The organism is Streptomyces sp. NRRL S-378 (assembly GCF_000720645.1).
Taxonomy (GTDB): domain Bacteria; phylum Actinomycetota; class Actinomycetes; order Streptomycetales; family Streptomycetaceae; genus Streptomyces.
Genome location: NZ_JOBX01000073.1, coordinates 1 through 17,712, shown reverse-complemented (window position 1 = coordinate 17,712; position 17,712 = coordinate 1). Strand labels below are relative to the sequence as shown.

At 70.9% G+C, this 17,712-nt stretch carries 14 protein-coding genes and 2 pseudogenes; 5 read left to right on the top strand and 11 right to left on the bottom strand.

What is annotated here, in order from left to right; translation table 11 throughout:
- Positions 1-21: 21 nt before the first annotated feature.
- The 4 genes from IH80_RS0133180 to IH80_RS0133165 all read right to left on the bottom strand — a co-directional run bounded on the left by IH80_RS0133180 (position 22) and on the right by IH80_RS0133165 (position 5,963).
- Positions 22-2,778, bottom strand: coding sequence for a helix-turn-helix transcriptional regulator (locus IH80_RS0133180; RefSeq protein WP_030965399.1), 2,757 nt, complete (start codon positions 2,776-2,778; stop codon positions 22-24).
- A 150-nt stretch (positions 2,779-2,928) separates the two neighbouring features.
- Positions 2,929-3,579: an HAD-IA family hydrolase gene (locus IH80_RS0133175; protein ID WP_030965398.1), complete on the bottom strand. Its 651-nt coding sequence runs from the start codon at positions 3,577-3,579 to the stop codon at positions 2,929-2,931.
- Between the two features lie 111 nt (positions 3,580-3,690).
- Positions 3,691-4,800 (bottom strand): Gfo/Idh/MocA family protein, encoded by a 1,110-nt coding sequence (locus tag IH80_RS0133170; protein ID WP_030965397.1) that lies wholly within the window; start codon positions 4,798-4,800, stop codon positions 3,691-3,693.
- A complete protein-coding gene (locus IH80_RS0133165; protein WP_030965395.1) occupies positions 4,797-5,963 on the bottom strand; it encodes a DegT/DnrJ/EryC1/StrS family aminotransferase in 1,167 nt (388 codons plus the stop codon). The genes IH80_RS0133170 and IH80_RS0133165 overlap by 4 nt, the downstream gene beginning before the upstream one ends.
- 190 nt (positions 5,964-6,153) lie before the next feature.
- Here IH80_RS0133165 and IH80_RS0133160 point away from each other — a divergent pair, with 190 nt between their 5' ends.
- A complete protein-coding gene (locus IH80_RS0133160) occupies positions 6,154-6,597 on the top strand; it encodes a type II 3-dehydroquinate dehydratase (RefSeq protein ID WP_030965394.1) in 444 nt (147 codons plus the stop codon).
- Positions 6,594-7,355, top strand: a complete 762-nt coding sequence (locus IH80_RS0133155; RefSeq protein ID WP_030965393.1) for a thioesterase II family protein — start codon at positions 6,594-6,596, stop codon at positions 7,353-7,355. The genes IH80_RS0133160 and IH80_RS0133155 overlap by 4 nt, the downstream gene beginning before the upstream one ends.
- A 348-nt stretch (positions 7,356-7,703) precedes the next feature.
- Here the strand turns inward: IH80_RS0133155 and IH80_RS0133150 are convergent, their stop codons facing one another.
- Both IH80_RS0133150 and IH80_RS0133145 read right to left on the bottom strand, forming a co-directional pair.
- On the bottom strand, positions 7,704-7,949 hold the full coding sequence (locus tag IH80_RS0133150; RefSeq protein ID WP_030965391.1) for a DUF397 domain-containing protein: 246 nt from the start codon (positions 7,947-7,949) through the stop codon (positions 7,704-7,706).
- The gene (locus tag IH80_RS0133145) at positions 7,946-8,770 is read right to left on the bottom strand and encodes a helix-turn-helix domain-containing protein (protein WP_030965390.1); all 825 of its coding nucleotides are present in this window, start codon (positions 8,768-8,770) and stop codon (positions 7,946-7,948) included. The genes IH80_RS0133150 and IH80_RS0133145 overlap by 4 nt, the downstream gene beginning before the upstream one ends.
- Before the next feature lie 113 nt (positions 8,771-8,883).
- On the opposite strand from IH80_RS0133145, the pseudogene IH80_RS40030 reads away from it, so the two are divergent.
- A pseudogene (locus tag IH80_RS40030) lies at positions 8,884-9,283 on the top strand (ATP-binding protein).
- A 236-nt stretch (positions 9,284-9,519) separates the two neighbouring features.
- Entirely contained in the window at positions 9,520-9,714 is a 195-nt protein-coding gene (locus IH80_RS0133135) for a hypothetical protein (RefSeq protein WP_030965389.1), read from the top strand.
- A gap of 173 nt (positions 9,715-9,887) precedes the next feature.
- On the opposite strand, the gene IH80_RS0133130 is transcribed toward IH80_RS0133135, so the two are convergent.
- Positions 9,888-10,685 carry a VOC family protein gene (locus IH80_RS0133130; RefSeq protein WP_030965388.1) on the bottom strand — a complete coding sequence of 266 codons (798 nt, stop codon included), beginning with the start codon at positions 10,683-10,685 and terminating at the stop codon, positions 9,888-9,890.
- 382 nt (positions 10,686-11,067) lie between these two features.
- On the bottom strand, positions 11,068-12,846 hold the full coding sequence (argS, locus tag IH80_RS0133125; protein WP_030965387.1) for an arginine--tRNA ligase: 1,779 nt from the start codon (positions 12,844-12,846) through the stop codon (positions 11,068-11,070).
- A 247-nt stretch (positions 12,847-13,093) separates the two neighbouring features.
- Here argS and lysS point away from each other — a divergent pair, with 247 nt between their 5' ends.
- Complete coding sequence (gene lysS, locus IH80_RS0133120) at positions 13,094-14,833, top strand: lysine--tRNA ligase (RefSeq protein WP_030965386.1); 1,740 nt, start codon at positions 13,094-13,096, stop codon at positions 14,831-14,833.
- An 88-nt stretch (positions 14,834-14,921) separates the two neighbouring features.
- Here the strand turns inward: lysS and IH80_RS0133115 are convergent, their stop codons facing one another.
- From IH80_RS0133115 to IH80_RS0133105, 3 genes and pseudogenes are all read right to left on the bottom strand, one after another.
- Positions 14,922-16,292 (bottom strand): DUF2637 domain-containing protein, encoded by a 1,371-nt coding sequence (locus tag IH80_RS0133115; RefSeq protein ID WP_030965384.1) that lies wholly within the window; start codon positions 16,290-16,292, stop codon positions 14,922-14,924.
- Between the two features lie 161 nt (positions 16,293-16,453).
- Positions 16,454-17,215: a DUF3558 domain-containing protein gene (locus tag IH80_RS0133110; protein WP_051810208.1), complete on the bottom strand. Its 762-nt coding sequence runs from the start codon at positions 17,213-17,215 to the stop codon at positions 16,454-16,456.
- A 113-nt stretch (positions 17,216-17,328) separates the two neighbouring features.
- Positions 17,329-17,712: pseudogene (locus IH80_RS0133105) on the bottom strand (DUF3558 domain-containing protein); the annotation flags it as partial.

Genomic DNA, 17,712 nt, shown 5'->3' with positions numbered 1-17,712 from the left:
CCCGACGCCTCCCGTACCGGTTCAGCCCGCGCGGGAGGCGTTCGGCCAGAGATCCGACGGCAGATCCTGACGCCGCTGGATGTTCAGCTTGCGGTACACGCGGGTCAGGTGCTGCTCCACCGTGCTCGGGGTGACGTACAGCTTGGACGCGATCTCCCGGTTGGTGTAGCCCATGACCGCCAGTGACGCCACCCGCCGCTCGGAGCCGGTGAGTTCGCTGTGTCCGGGAGAGGGCGCCTCCGCCGCCGAGATCCGGGGTCGCTCGTACTCGCCCGAACCGGACAGCAGCTCCTGCGCCAGCGGGTGCGCCTCGCACGCCTTCGCCACGTGCAGGCTCTGCCGGAACATCATCCGGGCTCTGCGATGCTCGCCGAGGGCGTAGTACATGCGGCTCATGTCGGCCAGCACCCGCGCCTGCTCGAAGCGGTCGCCCGCAGACTCCAGCAGCTCCAGCGCCTCCGTCAGGAGCTGCAGGGCCCGCCCCGGCGCGCACGTCGCCGCGTACAGCCGCAGCGACATCCCGCGGATGCGGGAGCTGGCGCCGACCGGCCGCGCGAGCTGCTCGTGCACCAATTGCTTGGCCCGGTCCGGGTTTCCCAGCCGGATGCACGCCTCCGCCGCACCGGCCCGCCACGCCACCGGGCCGGGGGAGTCCATTCCCCAGTTCCGCTGCAGCTCACCGCAGGACAGGAAATCGCCGAGGGCCGCGTGGACGTGGTTCGTGGCCAGGTGGTGGATCCCGCGGGCCTGCAGGAAGGACAGTCCGTACCAGCTCTCGTACATCGCCGTCGGTACCGCGTACGACAACCAGCGCGCCGCTTCCTCGTGCCTGCCGATCCGTGTCGTCGCGACGATCAGGCTGGCGAGCGGCAGGCCGATGGCCACGCCCCACGATTTCGGGGGCAGCAGCGCGAACGCCTCCTGCGCCTTCTCCACCGCGGACTCCAGGTCGCCCTGGCGGACCGCCACCTCGGCCCGGATCGCCGTGAACACGGCCTGCCAGGTGGGTGCGGAGTGGTTCGCCGCGTCCGCGGACAGCCGCTCGCACCAGTCCGCTGCGAGGTCCGCCCGGTCGGAGTGCAGCAGCGTCAGCAGTGCGAGCATCGCGGACTCCCCGGTCCAGCACTCCGTACGGCTCAGCCGCAGGTCCCACAGCACCTGCTCGGCCCGCTCCGCCGCGCCCGGCCTGTCCCGTGCCAGGTGATTGGCAAGGGTGGCCGCGCGTCCGAGCCACGGCTCGCTGCGCAGCGCCACGACGGTGCCGGTGGCCTCGCCCGTGGTGCCGGGCCGGCGCGAGGCCGCCCCCGACGTCCCCAGGGGGCGGGCGAGCGGGGGATGGGCCCAGGCCAGCCACTGTTCGAGGTCGGCCAGTTCGGAGCCGGGGTCCGCCGTGGGTTCGTCAGCGCTCTCGCGCATCCGGTCCAGGACGGACGACGCCTCCTCCGCGCGTCCGTTCCACAGCAACTGCCGTACGAGCAAAGCCGATTCGCGGAACCTCAGATGTCCCGCGCGGCCTGCCGTGACGAGGGGGGCGAGGTGCCGGGAGGCCGTCGCCGGATCGAACTGGAAACCGGTGTGGGCGAGCCGGGCGAGGACCTCGGCGCGCTCGGTGAGATCGCCGCTGGAGCGCTCGGCCAGTTCCAGGCAGGCTGCCGCGTCCTCCGGACGGTCGGCGAGCACTTCGTACTCCGCCGCCTCCACCAGGGCCCGTACCGCCCAGGGGCCGTCGGCCCGGCCCGCCTCCCGGAGGTGGCGGGCCACCCGTACCGGCTCCGCGCCGGCGGCGTGCAGCAGCCGGGCGGCCCTGCCGTACAGAGCGGAGTGCTCCCGCGGCGACAGGTCCTCCAGCACGGCCTGCCGCGCGTCGGGGTGGCGGAAGCCGCCGTCGTCGGCGAGGAGCCCGGCCGCCGCCATGGCCCGTGACACGGCCCGTACGTCGATGCCGCCCGCGAGCGAGGCCAAGCCGTCCTCGGTGGCGTCCTCGTCCAGTACGGCCAGGGCGCGAGCCAGCGCGAGCACGGCCGGATCGCCGCGGTGCAGGCAGCTCAGGAGGGCGAGGCCGTAGCCCCGGGCCGCGAGCGGGCCGTCGGGAGCGGCGTGGTCGTCGGCGAGGGCGCCGAGCAGGAGCGGGCTGCCACCGGTCAGCGCGTGGAAGTCGCAGGCCAGACGTGTCGCCTCGTCGGCTCCCAGCCGCCCGGTGAGGAACTCGCGCACGCCGGACCGGGTGAGGAGGGAGACGCGGAGGCGGGAGAGGTTGGGCTGGCGCAGGAGCTCGGCCCGGAGAGGGAGGTTCGACGACGGGAAGTCGCTGTCGGCCAGGACCACCACCACGCGAGCGGATCGCAGGCGGCGGGAGTGGCGCAGCAGGACGCTCAGGGAGTCGGCGTCGGCGTACTGGGAGTCGTCAACGGCGAGCAGCAGGGGCTCGTCGGCGGACTGCTCCAGGAGCGAGGCGCACAGTTCGTCGGCGGACCGAGCCCGCACGGACGGTCCGTCCGGTCCGGATCCGGGTTCCCGGGTGTCCGTGGTCATGGGCAGCCCGGCGTACCGGAGGAGCTGGTTCAGCATCCCGAACGCGAGGTTCTGCTCGGAACGCGAGCAGATGGCGTGCACCAGCCGGAACCCGGCGGCCTCGGCCTGGTCGGCGAAGGCGTGGAGGAGCTCCGTCCTGCCCGCGGCGGTAGGTCCTTCGAGGAGGACGACGCGGCCCTTTCCGGCCAGCGCGGACTCCTGTATCTGGTGCAGACGGCCGAGATGTTCCTCGCGTTCCACAAGCATTGCTCAGTCCCCCATAAATGGCTGCCCGTCCGATGGACGCGCGGCCCACTATCGGGCCGCGACTGCCATCGGACGGGAATCGGCCATCCACTCGCGCCCCCACGAGCCCGAAGGCCGGGGGAGGGCGGTCGGCGGGGGAGGCCGGGAGGATCAGACGACGCCGGCCACTGCCGGGCAGAACGCCAGCAGTTCGGCCGGGTGGTGCAGGGCCGCGTCCGGGCCGGACGCGAGCAGATCCGCCGTGTCCGACTCGCCCCACAGCGCCGCCACCGCCGTCACCCCCGCTCCGCGCGCAGCCGCGATGTCGGTGACCGCGTCGCCCAGCATCAGGGCGTCCTGGGGGCGGGCCCCCAGCAGGTCCAGGGCGTGCAGGACGATGTCCGGTGCGGGCTTGGCGTTGGCCACCTCGTCGGAACCGATCACGTGGTCGAAGAGGTGGATCACACCGAGCTTGTCCAGCAGGTGCCGGGCCCGGTCGCCCGCCTTGCCCGTCGCGATCGCGGTACGGAAGCCGCGTTCGCGCAGCTCCTCCAGGACCTGGGTGACACCGTCGAAGAGCGGGACCCGGCCGGCCAGCCGGTAGCTCTCGCGGACGAAGGGGGTCTCCATCGCCAGCGGCAGCCCCATGATCTTCATGATGTCGGGAAAATATCGGCCCAGATGGCGCTCGTACTCCTCGAACGGCGCCTCGCCGTCTCCCACGACTTCGGCGTAGGCGATCGAGAACGCTTCCCGCATGACGGGAAAGCTGTCCACGATCACACCGTCGAGATCGAAGACGACCACGCTCTTGGGGTGCAGGAAAGCGGAGTCTTGCGTTCTGAAGTTGGCGACAGTACCAGTGTTCACGGGGGTCTCCCAGAAGATGGTGTGGCTGGTTCGAAGGAAGGAGCACGGGGCCCGGGCCGTCGGTCAGACGCCCGCGCCGGCCACGGTCCGTTCCCGGTCGAGAGCGCGTGCCGGGCGCGCCGACCCGTACACCCGCTCGATGACGGCGATGGTTCGCCGGGTCTCCTCGACCGCTCGGCCCCGGGCGGACGGATCCGCGAGCTGGGCGGGAATCGCGTCGAGCTGACGGTCGTACTCGGCACCGATCGGTTCCTCGTCGAACGCGACCGCAGTGGTGCGGCCCGACCGCGTCAGGGTCAGTTCCGAGCCACCCGCACGGTTCGGGCTGAAGCCGAAGGTGCACCGCAGGGAGGCCGTCCCCTCGCTGCCCTCCACCCGCACCACCGTGCTGTCCAGCGCTTCGTGCGAGGCCCAACTGGCCCGCAGGGACACCGAGACACCGCTCTCGGTGACCAGGAAGGCGCGCGCGGTGTCCTCCACGTCGCCGCCGCCGGGACGCGGCCGCGCCCCGCCGTGCCGCCAGGCCGTACCGTGCGTCGCGGCTTCGATGAAGTCCCCGGACACCGTCCCGACGGCCTGCTCGTACGCCACCGGGCCCACCAGTGGAGCGACCGTGTCCAGCAGGTGCCAGCCCAGGTCGACCAGTGCGCCGCCGCCGGAGAGGCTGCTCTGCGTGAACCAGCCGCCGGCGTCCGGGACGCCCCTGGCCCGGACCCACGCGATGTCGATGTGCCGGATCCGGCCCAGTTCCCTGTCCGTGGTCTCCCGCAGGGCGCACACGTCGGCGCGGTGGCGCGCCGCACTGCCGGCCAGCAGCAGGGCGCCGCCCTCCCGCTCGGCGGCGGCCAGCTCGTCCGCCTCGGCCGAGTTGAGGCAGACCGGCTTCTCCAGGAAGACCGGTATGCCCCGGCGCAGCAGCCGGCAGGCGACAGCACTGTGCAGATGGTTGGGAACGGCGACCACGGCCAGGTCGACCAGGTCAGGGGCCAGCCCGTCCACATCGGCGAGGGAGAGCACCTCCGGGCCGATACCGCAGGCGACCTCCTGCGCGGCGGGGGACGGATCCACCACCGCGACCACCCGGTACGCCGGGTGGGTGGCCAGGCGGGACAGCCAGATCTCGCGTCCCGCCCAGCCGAGGCCCACCACGGCCACCCTGACCGGGGAACTCACAGCGCAGCCAGGGTGTCGGAGACGATGTTCGCGATCTCGTGCATCTGCTCCCGGGTGCCGAGCAGGGTCCGGTGGTGCAGCCAGATCGCGTCGGCGTACACAGCCTCGGTGTTGGGGCACCGCGCGGCGATCTGGTCGACGGTCTCGCCCGGCGCGCCGGTCTCCCAGAAGCCGTCCGAACGGTAGATCGCGCGGAACGCGGCGAACGCCGGCAGCCCCCGTTCGATCAGCGCGTCGACGACCTGGTTGCGGCGCTCGGCCGTGAGGCCGGGAAGCCGGAACATCGCCATGTAGTGCGGGTTGCGCGTGACGCGTTCGTCGATGACCTGCGGCTGGACTCCCGGGATCTCGGACAGCAGCTGCGAGAGCACCGGCCAGTTGGCCTCCCGGGTGTCGATCTGGCTCCCGAGACGCGCGAGCTGGGCGCGCAGCACGCCGGCCGAGAACTCGTTCATCCGGAAGTTGGAGCCCGAGGTCTTGTGGAAGTAGTAGCGGTCGCTGTGCGGACGGCCGCAGCTGTGGCGCAGGAACGCCATCTCGAACTGCTCGGCGTCGTTGAAGGTGACCAGTCCGCCCTCACCCGCCGTCATCAGCTTGCCGTTCTGGAAGCTGAACGCGGCCACCGCGCCGAGCTCACCGACCTTCTTGCCGTCCCACTCCGCGCCGTGCCCGTGTGCCGCGTCCTGGATCAGCGGGACACCGCTGTCCGCCGACAGCTTGCCGAGCGCGTCCATGTCCGCGATCTGACCGGCCATGTGGACCGGCATGATCGCCGCGGTACGCGAGGTGATCGCTGCCGCGGCCGCGGCCGGGTCGATGTTGAAGGTGCCCGGGTCGATGTCCACCGGCACCGCCACCGCGCCGAGGCGCTGGGCCGCCTGGGACGAGGAGATGAACGTGAACGCCGGGACGATGACCTCGGTTCCGGGGCCGACACCGAGCACCTGCAGGGCGAGCTCCAGCGCGTGCGTACCGTTCGTCACCGCCAGCGCGTGTTCCGTGCCGTGGTACGCGCCGAACTCGCGCTCGAAGGTGGTGACCTCACTGCCGCCCATGCGCCACCACTGGCCCTGCTCGAGCGCGCGGATGAGACCTTCGCGCTCCTCGTCCCCGAATTGGGGCCACACGGGGAACTCGGGGCGCGGCCGGGAAAGCTGACTCATTTTTTTCTGCTCCCTCTGCGTCAAATGCTGCAGCGAGAACTTACTGTGCGGAAGCGGTTCGGTCATCCCCCTATGGCGTCCCCTATATATCCCTGGTCCTTGCTTTCCGGGGCGGCCGGTCAACGTCTGATGAATCACGGTGTTATAGCTTGCTGACAGCGGATGACGACTTTTCACTGTTGGGGAAAAGATGAGCGAGCTCTTGCTTCTGAACGGGCCTAACCTGGGCATACTGGGGCGACGTGAGCCCGATGTGTACGGGACGGAGACCCTCGACGACATCGCGGCGGCCGTTGCTGACGAGGTGTCCGACCACGGCTGGAAAGTGAGGTCCTTCCAGTCCGACTCGGAGGGTGAAATCATCGGGGTGATCCAGGACAGCTATGACACGGTGGGCGCGATCGTCAATCCTGGCGCCCTCATGATTGCCGGTTGGAGCCTGCGGGACGCTCTCGCCAATTACCCGAATCCATGGATCGAGGTGCACATCTCGAATATCTGGGCCCGGGAATCCTTCCGCCATGAATCCGTGATCGCCCCGCTCGCGAGCGGACTCATCGCCGGCCTCGGCGCCGACGGCTACCGGCTCGCGGCGCGCGCTCTGGTCCACAAGACGGCGGCCGGCGCCCGATGACCGACCACGACCCCTGGATCCGGCGCTCCCACCCCGCCCCCGACGCCCCGGTGCGCCTCGTCTGCCTGCCGCACGCCGGTGGTTCGGCCACCTTCTACTTCCCCGTCGCCCGGGCCCTCGCCCCCGACGTCGACGTGCTCGCCGTCCAGTACCCGGGGCGGCAGGAGCGGCGCGCCGAACCCGGCATCACACGCCTCACCGACCTCGCCGACCGGATCGCGGACGCGCTCTCCGCCTGGACCGACCGCCCCCTCGTCCTCTTCGGCCACAGCATGGGGGCCCTGGTCGGCTACGAGGTCGCCTCCCGGCTCGAAGCCATGGGCACCACGCCCCTGGCCCTGGTCGCCTCCGCCCGCCGGGCCCCCTCGCGCAGACGCGAGGAACACCTCCACCTGGCCTCCGACGAAGGGATCGTGGACAGGCTCCGCCTGCTCGGCGGCGTGGAGACGGAGTTCCTGGAGGACCCGGAACTGCGCGCCATGATCCTTCCCCCGGTGCGCAGCGACTACGAGGCCATCGAGACCTACCGGCCCACCCCCCGCCCCCCGCTGAGCACCCCGGTCACCGTCCTGACCGGTGACAGCGACCCCGAAGTGACCGCGGAGGAGGCCAGGGCATGGGCGGATCACACCACCGGCCCGTTCGCCCTCCACACCTTCACCGGCGGCCACTTCTACCTCACCGAGCACACATCGACCGTGCTCGGGCACCTGCGCCGGATCCTTACGGGCCCGCGCAGCGGCCTGCTACCGGCGTAGTCCACCCCGACGACGGCGACCGCCGCCCTCCGGCCCCGGACCGTCCCGTGCGGACCCTGCCGGCCGCAGCGCCCGAGTACGTCCGGTACTCGGGCGCTCCGAAGTGACGCCCCAGGGGGCCCGCCCCCGGACGGGCCGCAGTCGCGTGATCGAGAAAGCGCGTAGCGATCGATGGCGGACCTGTGCCCGGCCCCCAGAGGCTCGCAGTCGCCGTGGTCGAGGAGCGCGTAGCGAATGGGCGGCTTATGTCCAGCCCAAGGGGCTTGCAGCCGCCTTCCGGCAGGAGCGCGTAGCGATCTGCGGCGCTCCGGGCTCCGCACGGCGCAGGCTCCGCCCCCGCGTGCCGCGTTATCGAGCGAGCCAGCCCGTCAGTGCCGCCCAGCTCGCCGGGGCGAGCGCCAGGACCGGGCCGTCCTGGACCTTCGAGTCCCTGACGTGCACCGCGTCCGGGCCGGTGGCCACCTCCACGCACTGGCCGCCGTCGCTGCCGCTGTACGAGGACTTGCGCCAGCCCACGGCGACCTCCAGGCAGGCGCCGCCTTCGCTGCCGCTGTAGTTGGACTCGAACCACTTCAGTCCGGTGGTGGCACTCATGTCTCTCCTGCCAGGCGGTCCAACAGGCCCCATGTCTGCTCGGTGTTGAGGGCCTGAGTCCGCAGCATCGCATACCTGCGCGCCAGGATGCTGACTTCATCGGGGTGGGAGATGAGCTGGCTGCCGCGCTGGGTCTCGGTGTAGCCGAGGTGCCGGTGGTCGTGGGTTTCGACGATGGTGAACGGGCCGTCGAGAGCGGCGTGAGAGGTCCGGCCCAGTGGCAGCACCTGGAGGCTCACGTCCGGCAGAGCGGCGCAGGTGCGGAGGTGGCGAAGCTGCTCCGCGTACACCTCGTGCCCGCCGAGCCGGTCGCGTAGTACGGCCTCCCAGACCACGAAGCTCAGCGTCGGTGGAGTGCCGCGGCGCAGGATCTGCTGGCGGGCGAGGCGATGGGTGGTGAGGGCCTCGATCTCCGCCTCCGGGTGGGCGGGGACGCGGCACCGGAAGACGGCCCGGGCGTAGTTCTCCGTCTGGAGCAGGCCCGGTACCACCTGGTTGTCGAACCAGGAGAGCGCGATCGCGCGGTGCTCGAGGTCCATGTACTCCTCCGCCCACGGCGGAGTCGCGTCGATCGCCGGCATGCCGTTGGCCGCCAGCGTCAACAACCCCGGCAGCCCCAGGTGCAGATCCATCAGCTCCGCGACGTTCGGCATCAGGGCGCGCCGACCCTGCTCGATCGACGCGATCGTCTCCGCGTCCAGGCGAACCAGTTCACCCAGCTGCCGCTGGGTCAGGTTCTTGGCGACTCGGCCGGCGGCCACCTGCGAGCCGACCATCTTCATGGTCGTCGCGTTCGGCCGTACTCGTTTCCTCGGTGGCATGACTGCGAACTCCCCGCCTGTACACGTGGGCTACCCCGTGCGGACCCGTACTCATCAAGGAGTACGGGTCGGCGCTCAGCCACACGCTAGTCACGCAGCGCGACGATCGCCCCGTGAATCCCACTATTCAGGCGGCGCTCGTGCGCGAGCGCCTCTACTTGCGCTCGCCCCGAACCGTCGCAGCTGCGCGCCAGTTCACACGTGACACCGTGCATGCCTGGGGGTGTGGACGAGCGCCTCGACGACGTGTTGCTCTGCGTGAGCGAGCTGGCGGCCAATGCCCTGCGGTACGGCGTCCCGCCCGGCCGCGGGTACCTGCTGCGGCTCTTCGGCTTCGAGGACGCGACCGTCAGGGCCGAGGTGCACGACAGCGGGCCCGGGCGGTCGCGGATCGCCGGGCGGCCGCACGGGCGGGGGCTGACCCTCGTCGAGGCGCTCGCCGACGACTGGGGGGTGGTGGGCCGGGCGCCCGGAAAAATCGTTTGGTGCGAGTTCCGGAACGGATGCCGATGACGCTTTGCCTGAATAGGCTTTCATGGAATTCATATGCGGAAATGAATTCCAGGTCCAAGAGATTCGTTTCTCCGCAAATGGTAGCCCAAGTGGCGTCCGGAAATGCCGACACGGCAATGCGGCGCGCCCGAATTCCAGGTGTGCGGTGAGAGCATTCCCTTGCTCGGATCGCGAACCCCGTGGTGGGTCGACCGCGCAGGGGTTCACGCCATCTTCACTCCGGAAAGAAGGCTGCCATGGCCATCCCCCTCCCCAACGACGTGACGACGTTCCAGGACAACTGGCGCTTCTGCAACCACTGTTACAGCCTGTGGTGGAACGGCCGCCCCGACAACGGCGCCTGCCCCTCGGGCAACTCCCCGGACGGGCAGCACCACGGCCAGGGGAGCTGGAACTTCTACCTCCCGGCCAACCCCAGCGAGGCCATCTGAGCCGATTGCGTGAGCGCGGAATGATGCGCGGACCGTGATGGAGGCGAATACCCCCGACTGCCGAAATCAGTCGGGGGCATTCGCGCCTGAGGTGACCGGCGACCGCCGGCCGCCGCCCACACGCCCGCCGGCCGCCGCCACGCCCGCCGCCGACCGCCGGCCGTGTGGGCCGGTCAGGCGGGCTGTTCCGGCGCGGTCGCCTTGATCACCGAGAAGACGCCGCCCTGGGGGTCGGCGAGGACGGCCATGCGGCCCGCCACCATGTCGAAGGCCGGGGCCATGACGCTGCCTCCGGCGCGCTCCGCGGCGGCCTGGATCTCGTCGACGTCGTCGACGTGGAAGTACGGCATCCAGTGCGGCGGCACGCCGTCCGGCAGCTTGGCGAGGTCCATCATCCCGCCGACGGCACGGTCCCCGACCTTGAACTCGGTGTACTCGCCGGCGTCGGGCATCTGGGACTTGGCCGTGGTGACGGGGAGGATCGAGGTGTAGAAGGCGGCTGCGGCAGGGACGTCGCCGGTGTTCAGCTCGTTCCAGATCAGGGCGCCGTGCTCGTTGACGATGCCCGCGCCGTCGAAGGTGCCGGCCTGCCACAGGCCGACGGCGGCGCCGGTCGGGTCGGTGATCACGGCCATCCGGCCGAGGTCCATGACGTCCATCGCGCCCATCATGACCGAACCGCCCGCGTCGGTGACCGACTTGAGGGTGGAGTCGATGGAGTCGGTGGCGAGGTACGTGGTCCACGCGGTCGGCGGCATCGGGTCGGGCACGGTCCCGTCCGGGTTGGACGCCTTCATGATGCCGGCGACGGGCTTGCCCTTGAGGAGGCAGACGGAGTAGCCGCCCTGCTCGGCCGGTCCGACCTCGCCCTGCCAGCCGAAGAGGTCGCAGTAGAAGTCGAGGGCCGCCTGCTGGTCGGGGACCATCAGGTCGATCCAGCACGGGGTGCCGGGCTTGTAGGGGCCGTTCATGTCGGGCACGGATGCCTCCGCTGGTGGATGGGGGAAGGACGCGCCGTCCCCTACCCGGCCCGTACGGTCCGAATCGGGCCGTACGGGTGAACCCGGGCAGGCATCAGTGGGCGCAGACGGCTACGGGCAGAGGCCTGCCCGGTCGGGGCCAGGACGAGGATCGCGGCAGCAGCCACCAGGGTCGGGCGGATGCGTGATCGGTTCATGCGGACTCCGTGCGGTGTGATCCGGATGGACGCCCGCAGACTCGCAGCGGAACCCCAGCCGCAGCAGGAGCAATCCGCCCGTTTCCTGACACGTCCGGCGACGGCGTCCGCGCCGCGACGGGACGCGGAAGGCCCCGCCTCCGGAAGGAGACGGGGCCGTCGGCGCACGCGGTGCGTCAGAGCTTCTCGGGGGTGCGGATGCCCAGGAGGGACATGCCCTTCGAGAGGGTGCGGGCCGTCAGCTCGCACAGGAACAGGCGGTTCTCGCCCACGACGAGCTCCGGCTCCGGCTTCACGACCGGGCACTCGGTGTAGAACGTCGTGAACAGCGAGGACAGCTGGTAGAGGTACGCCGCCACCTTGTGCGGGGCGTGCTCCGCGGCCGCCTCGGCGATCAGTTCGCCGAAGCCGTCCAGGTGCAGGCCCAGCGCGCGCTCCGCCGGGGCCAGCTTCAGCTCCGGGTGGGCGACCGGCTTGCGGTCCCCTGCCCGGCGCAGGATCGACCTGATCCGGGCGTACGCGTACTGCAGGTACACGGACGTGTCGCCGTTCAACGAGACCATCTGGTCCAGGTCGAACTTGTAGTCCCGCGACGCCGACGTCGACAGGTCGGCGTACTTCACCGCGCCGATGCCGACGTACTGGCCGTTCTCTACGATCTCCGCCTCCGTCAGGCCCACCTTCTCGGCCTTCTCCCGGACCACGGCGGTCGCCCGCTCCACTGCCTCGTCCAGCAGGTCCACCAGCCGGACCGTCTCGCCCTCACGGGTCTTGAACGGCTTGCCGTCCTTGCCGAGGACGGTGCCGAAGGCCAGCTGTACGGCCTTGACCTCGTCGTTCAGCCAGCCCGCCCGGCGCGCCGTCTCGAAGACCATCTTGAAGTGCAGCGACTGCCGCGCATCGACCACGTAGATCAGCTCGGTGGCGCCGAGGTTGGTCACGCGGTCACGGATCGCCGACAGGTCGGTGGCCGCGTAGCCGAAGCCTCCGTCCGACTTCTGCACGATCAGCGGGGTCGGGTTGCCGTCCGGGCCCTTGATGTCCTCGAAGAACACGCACAGCGCACCGTTGGAGCGGACCGCGACGCCCGACTCCTCCAGCAGCTTGCACGTCTCGACCAGCATGTCGTTGTAGCCGGACTCGCCGACCACGTCCGCGTCCTGGATGTCCATGTCCAGCTTGTTGAAGACGGAGTAGAAGTAGATCTTCGACTCGTCCACGAACCGCTGCCACAGGGCCAGCGTCTCCGGCTCGCCCGCCTGCAGGTCCACCACCCGCGCCCGGGCCCGCGTCTTGAACTCCTCGTCGGAGTCGAAGAGGGCGCGCGAGGCCTTGTAGAGGCGGTTCAGGTTGGACATGGCCTCCTCGCCGGAGGCCTGCTCGTCGCCGTCGCCGGACCTGTGGTCCAGCTCGTGTGGGTGCTCCAGCAGGTACTGGATGAGCATGCCGAACTGGGTGCCCCAGTCGCCGATGTGGTGGCGCCGGACCACCTTCTCGCCCGTGAACTCCAGGATCTCCACCATCGCCGCGCCGATCACGGCGGACCGCAGGTGCCCGACGTGCATCTCCTTGGCGACGTTCGGCTGCGCGTAGTCGATCACCGTCGTGCCGGCGGCCGCGTTCAGCGGGACACCGAGCCGGTCGTCCGCCGCGCGGGCCGCCAGCGTCGAGATGATCGCCGCGTCCGCGACGGTGATGTTCAGGAAGCCGGGGCCCGAGACCTCGATCTCCTCGATCAGGTCGCCGGTCGGGATGCCCTCGACCACGGTCGCGGCCAGCTCGCGCGGGTTGGCCTTGGCCTTCTTCGCGAGCGCCAGGATGCCGTTGGCCTGGAAGTCGGCCCGGTCGCTTCGTCGCAGCAGCGGGTCGGCGCCACCGGCCTCCGGCAGCGCGGAGGCGAGGGCGTCGGCGACGCGCTGGTTGACGGACGAAGCGAGCGAAGGGACCGAGGCCATGAGCTGCCGTTCCTGTGAGGTTCTCTACCGGGGGTCGTGCTGGGGTCTTGCTTTGGGGTCGTGCAGGGTCGTGCTGGATCGTGCTGGGGTCGTACTCGGGTCGGACTTGGCTCTTCCGACAAGTGCCGAGTATCCCACGCGGCCGCCATCCGTTTCTCGGGATATCACTGGGTGGAAGCAACCCCGGAGCGGCCCGTTCCGTCTGGGAGAATGGCCGTAGCCAGCATTCGAGATAGAAGGACGTGTCGTGGCTCAGAGCGCGCAGAGCAGCACCGAGACCGACTGGGTCTCCCGTTTCGCGGACGAGGTCATCGCCGAGGCGGAGCGCCGAGCCCCGGGCAAAGCAGTCGTCGTCGCGTCCGGACTCTCCCCCTCCGGCCCGGTCCACCTGGGCAACCTGCGCGAGGTCATGACCCCGCACCTGGTCGCCGACGAGATCCGCCGCCGCGGCCACGAGGTCCGCCACCTCATCTCCTGGGACGACTACGACCGCTTCCGCAAGGTCCCCAAGGGCATCCCCGGCGTCACCGAGGAGTCGCACGCCCAGCACATCGGGCGCCCGCTGACCGCCGTCCCCGCCCCCGAGGGCTCCGCGTACCCGAACTGGGCCGAGCACTTCAAGGCCGCCATGGCCGAGTCCCTGGCCGAGCTCGGCGTCGAGTACGACCCGATCAGCCAGACCGAGCAGTACACCACCGGCGTCTACCGCGAGCAGATCCTGCACGCGATGAAGCACCGCGGCGACATCGACGCCGTCCTCGCCCAGTACCGCACCAAGGTCAAGCCCGGCGGCAAGAAGCCCCAGCAGAAGCAGGTCGACGAGGCCGAGCTGGAGGCCGCCGAGGGCTCCGGCGCCGCCGCCGAGGACGACGGCAGCGCCGGCGAGGGCGGCTACTTCCCGTACAAGCCGTACTGCGGCCAGTGCGGCAAGGACTTCACCAAGGTCACCTCGTACGACGACGAGACCACCGAGATGACCTACGTCTGCACCGAGGACGAGTTCACCGAGACGGTCAAGCTCAGCGAGTTCAACCGCGGCAAGCTCGTCTGGAAGGTCGACTGGCCGATGCGCTGGGCGTTCGAGGGCGTGATCTTCGAGCCTTCCGGCGTCGACCACTCCTCGCCCGGCTCCTCCTTCCAGGTCGGCGGGCAGATCGTCCACATCTTCGGCGGCGAGCAGCCCATCGGCCCGATGTACGCCTTCGTCGGCATCAGCGGCATGGCCAAGATGTCCTCCAGCAAGGGCGGGGTCTTCACCCCCGGCGACGCCCTGCAGATCATGGAGCCGCAGCTCCTGCGCTGGCTCTACGCCCGCCGCAGGCCCAACCAGTCCTTCAAGATCGCCTTCGACCAGGAGATCCAGCGGCTCTACGACGAGTGGGACAAGCTGGAGGGCAAGGTCGCGGACGGCAGCGTGCTGCCCGCCGACGCCGCCGCCCACGCCCGCGCCGTACGCGTCGCCTCCCACGAGCTGCCGCGCACCCCGCGCCCGATGCCCTACCGCACCCTCGCGTCGGTCGTCGACATCACCGCCGGACACGACGAGCAGACCCTGCGCATCCTCTCCGACCTGGAGCCGGACAAGCCGCTCACCTCCCTCGACGAGGTACGGCCGCGCCTGGACCGCGCCGAGAACTGGATCACCACCCAGGTCCCGGCCGACCAGCGCACCCTCGTACGCGAGGACGCCGACACCGAGCTCCTGTCCTCCCTGGACGACGAGGGCCGCGCATCCCTGCGCCTCCTCCTGGACGGCCTCGACTCCCACTGGTCGCTCGACGGGCTCACCACCCTCGTCTACGGCGTCCCCAAGGTCATGGCCGGACTGGAGCCCGACGCCAAGCCCACCCCCGAACTGAAGGTCGCGCAGCGCACCTTCTTCGCCCTGCTCTACCGGCTCCTCGTGACCCGGGAGACCGGGCCGCGACTGCCCACGCTGCTGCTGGCGGTGGGCGCGGACCGCGTGCGCAAGCTGCTCGCCGTCTGAGATCCCGCCACGGGCCGTGCCCGGCACGCACAAGGGCCCGCACCCCGAGGGGTGCGGGCCCTTCCGCGTACGGGTACCTGCCTGCGCGCTACGCCGGCTCGGCCTCCCGGTCCTTGTGGTGCTGCTGCCGGAACGACGGGATCATCCGCCGCAGGAGCGAACCACTGCGCGGGTGCGTCACGCCGTATCGGTCCGCCAGCACTATGTCGAGGGCCTCTGCGGTCGGATAGTCCTGCGTCTCCTCGGCCATCGCGCAGAACACCTTGTACGCGATCTGCCCGAACTCGACCTCGTCCGGGGACTCCGCCTCCGGCACCTGCTCCGGGACGTACCCGTCCGGAGCCCCCTCGTGGCGCGGCTCCGGAACCGGGAGCTGCTGCACCTGCTGCTCGTCCGGGCCCATCGGGGGCAGGACCGGAGTGGGCTCCAGGCCTTCGACGTACTGCGGGTTGTAGCCGCCCTCGTACGCCGCCTGCGGCGCCTTCGGCGCGGCGAACCAGGCGCTGTTGTGAGCCGCGGGCATCGCCGTCGGGTCCACCGCGAACGCCGGCGGGGCGTGGGTGACCGCCGCCGCCTGCGCGACCTGCTGGCCCGGCGCGACCTGCTGAACCTGCTGGCCCTGCTGCGGCTGCAGGAGCTGCTGGGCCTGGACGGTCTGCGCTCCCTGCACCCCCTGCCCGTCCCACTCCGGGCCGCCCGCCGCCGAGGCCTCCAGGGCCGCAGCCGCACCCGCGCCCGCGAGCTGCTGCTCCAGCGGCGGCAGCACCGCCGGGTCGATCCCGGTCGCCGCCAGCGCGTCCGGCGCCGTCTGCGACAGCGGGACACCGATCCGTGCCAGCTTCAGCGGCATCAGCGCCTCCACCGGCGCCTTCTGCCGCCAGAAACGCCCGTACCGCGCCTGCAGCCGCGCCTGGTAGATCAGCCGGTCCTGCTCCATGCCGATCGCCTGCTCGTAGGAGCGCAGCTCCCACAGCTTCATCCGGCGCCACAGCTTGAACGTGGGCACCGGCGACAGCAGCCACCGGGTGATGCGCACGCCCTCCATGTGCCGGTCCGCCGTGATGTCCGCGATCCGGCCCACCGCGTGCCGGGCGGCCTCCACCGTCACCACGAACAGGATCGGGATCACGGCGTGCATGCCCACACCGAGCGGATCCGGCCACGACGCCGCACCGTTGAACGCGATCGTCGCCGCCGTCAGCAGCCACGCCGTCTGACGCAGCAGGGGGAAGGGGATCCGGAGCCAGGTCAGCAGCAGGTCCAGTGCCAGGAGGACACAGATACCGGCGTCGATGCCTATCGGGAAGACCAGGGAGAAGCTGCCGAAGCCCTTCTTCTCCGCCAGCTCGCGCACGGCGGCGTACGAGCCCGCGAAGCCGATGCCCGCGATCACGACGGCTCCGGCGACCACGACACCGATGAGTATTCGGTGCGTACGAGTCAGCTGCATCGCGGCCACCCGCGATCCCCTCCCCTTGTCGAGCACAAACCGAGCGCTGAGCGACGAGTGCCGAGCGCGCTGCGCGCCGAGCGCTTACCGAGCCTTTACAGAGCTGCGGCAGGCACAGCGTACGGGTGACCGGAAGTCGGCGCCCCAGGAGGCCCCGACTGCCGCCGCTCCTACTGGGGCTGGGGGGACTGCGGCTGCTCCGCCGGCTTGTTGGCACCCGCCACCGAGCCCACGGCCTCCTTCGCCGCGGCGAGCGCGTCCTGCAGCAGCTTCGCCTGGTCCGGGGCGCCGGCGCCCTCGTAGGCGGCACCGTTGTAGTCCAGCGTGATCACCACGTTCTGGGTGCGCGCCACGATCGTCGTGTTGAAGAAGTCGACGTCCTTCTTCACCGAGTAGACGATCGACGTGCCCTGGTCGCCCAGGCCTTCCGCGGCCTCGGCCTTCACGTTCTGCGCGCCCTCGGTGGCCTTCGCCCCCTCGACCTGCTTGCCGTACTGCTCCTCGGCCCGCTTGTTCGCGCCGCCGAGCGAGGCGTGCGAGTCGGTGCGGAAGAAGGAGAGGGAGAGCCAGCGGTACTGCGAGCCCTTCAGTCCGTCCTCGTCCAGGCCGTTCCAGGAGCAGCTGGCGCGGCTGGCCAGGTCGTTCGACTTGGTCGCCGTGCCGTTCTTGTCCTTCGCCTCCGGGACGAGGGTGTCTATCGTGCCCGTCTGGATCGCCTTGCAGGGGTCCGGGAGGGTGGCGAAGGCCGCCTTCTCCAGCTCCGGCTTGGCCTTCTTCTCGCCGGGCTTCGCGGAAGCGGACGAACCGGACTTCTTGTCGCCCTTGGCGGTCGACTCCTTGCCCGAGTCGGAGGAACACCCGGCCACGGTGAGGATCACCGGGACGGCTGCGCAGGCGAGAACGCGGGTGAGGCGCGAGGCTGATCGGTGCATGGTTCCTTCTGTGCTTCGGGGGTCTTCTTCGGACGCGGGACCCGGTCAACGGTAGCCCGATCGGGTGGCCGACTGCTGTGCGCGCCGTCACGCCCGGGCGTGGCGCGCACGGCTCACTCGTTGAACCGTTCGGCGAGAGCCTGCGCCAACTGCCGTGCCTTTTCCTGGGTTTCACCGCTCGGCGGGACCGTGCCGGGCAGGGTGGGCTGCACGCTGTACTCGACCTTGACGATGACATTCGAGGTACGGAACACAATCCGCACGGTGCGGGACTGCGCGGCCGTCGCCCCGGCCGGGCTCAGCTTGTCGTCCAGGAACGCCTCGGTGCCGAGCCCTTCCAGTACGCGGGAGCCGAGTTCGGGCTGGGCGGACGGACTCGCGCCGGGCGCGGGCGTCCCGGTGGCCGGGGCTCCGGCCGCGGGCGCTCCGGCCGACGGCGTGCCGCTCGCGGGCGGTGCGGCGGGCGGGGGCGTGGAGGCGACGGGGTTGCCGGGGGC

Excerpts from the sequence above, each read along its gene's own strand:
- IH80_RS0133180 (WP_030965399.1), bottom strand. The coding sequence starts at position 2,778 with ATGCTTGTGGAACGCGAGGAACATCTCGGCCGTCTGCACCAGATACAG.
- IH80_RS0133165 (WP_030965395.1), bottom strand. The coding sequence starts at position 5,963 with ATGAGTCAGCTTTCCCGGCCGCGCCCCGAGTTCCCCGTGTGGCCCCAA.
- IH80_RS0133160 (WP_030965394.1), top strand. The coding sequence starts at position 6,154 with ATGAGCGAGCTCTTGCTTCTGAACGGGCCTAACCTGGGCATACTGGGG.
- IH80_RS0133155 (WP_030965393.1), top strand. The coding sequence starts at position 6,594 with ATGACCGACCACGACCCCTGGATCCGGCGCTCCCACCCCGCCCCCGAC.
- IH80_RS0133150 (WP_030965391.1), bottom strand. The coding sequence starts at position 7,949 with ATGAGTGCCACCACCGGACTGAAGTGGTTCGAGTCCAACTACAGCGGC.
- IH80_RS0133145 (WP_030965390.1), bottom strand. The coding sequence starts at position 8,770 with ATGCCACCGAGGAAACGAGTACGGCCGAACGCGACGACCATGAAGATG.
- IH80_RS0133135 (WP_030965389.1), top strand. The coding sequence starts at position 9,520 with ATGGCCATCCCCCTCCCCAACGACGTGACGACGTTCCAGGACAACTGG.
- IH80_RS0133130 (WP_030965388.1), bottom strand. The coding sequence starts at position 10,685 with ATGAACGGCCCCTACAAGCCCGGCACCCCGTGCTGGATCGACCTGATG.
- argS (WP_030965387.1), bottom strand. The coding sequence starts at position 12,846 with ATGGCCTCGGTCCCTTCGCTCGCTTCGTCCGTCAACCAGCGCGTCGCC.
- IH80_RS0133110 (WP_051810208.1), bottom strand. The coding sequence starts at position 17,215 with ATGCACCGATCAGCCTCGCGCCTCACCCGCGTTCTCGCCTGCGCAGCC.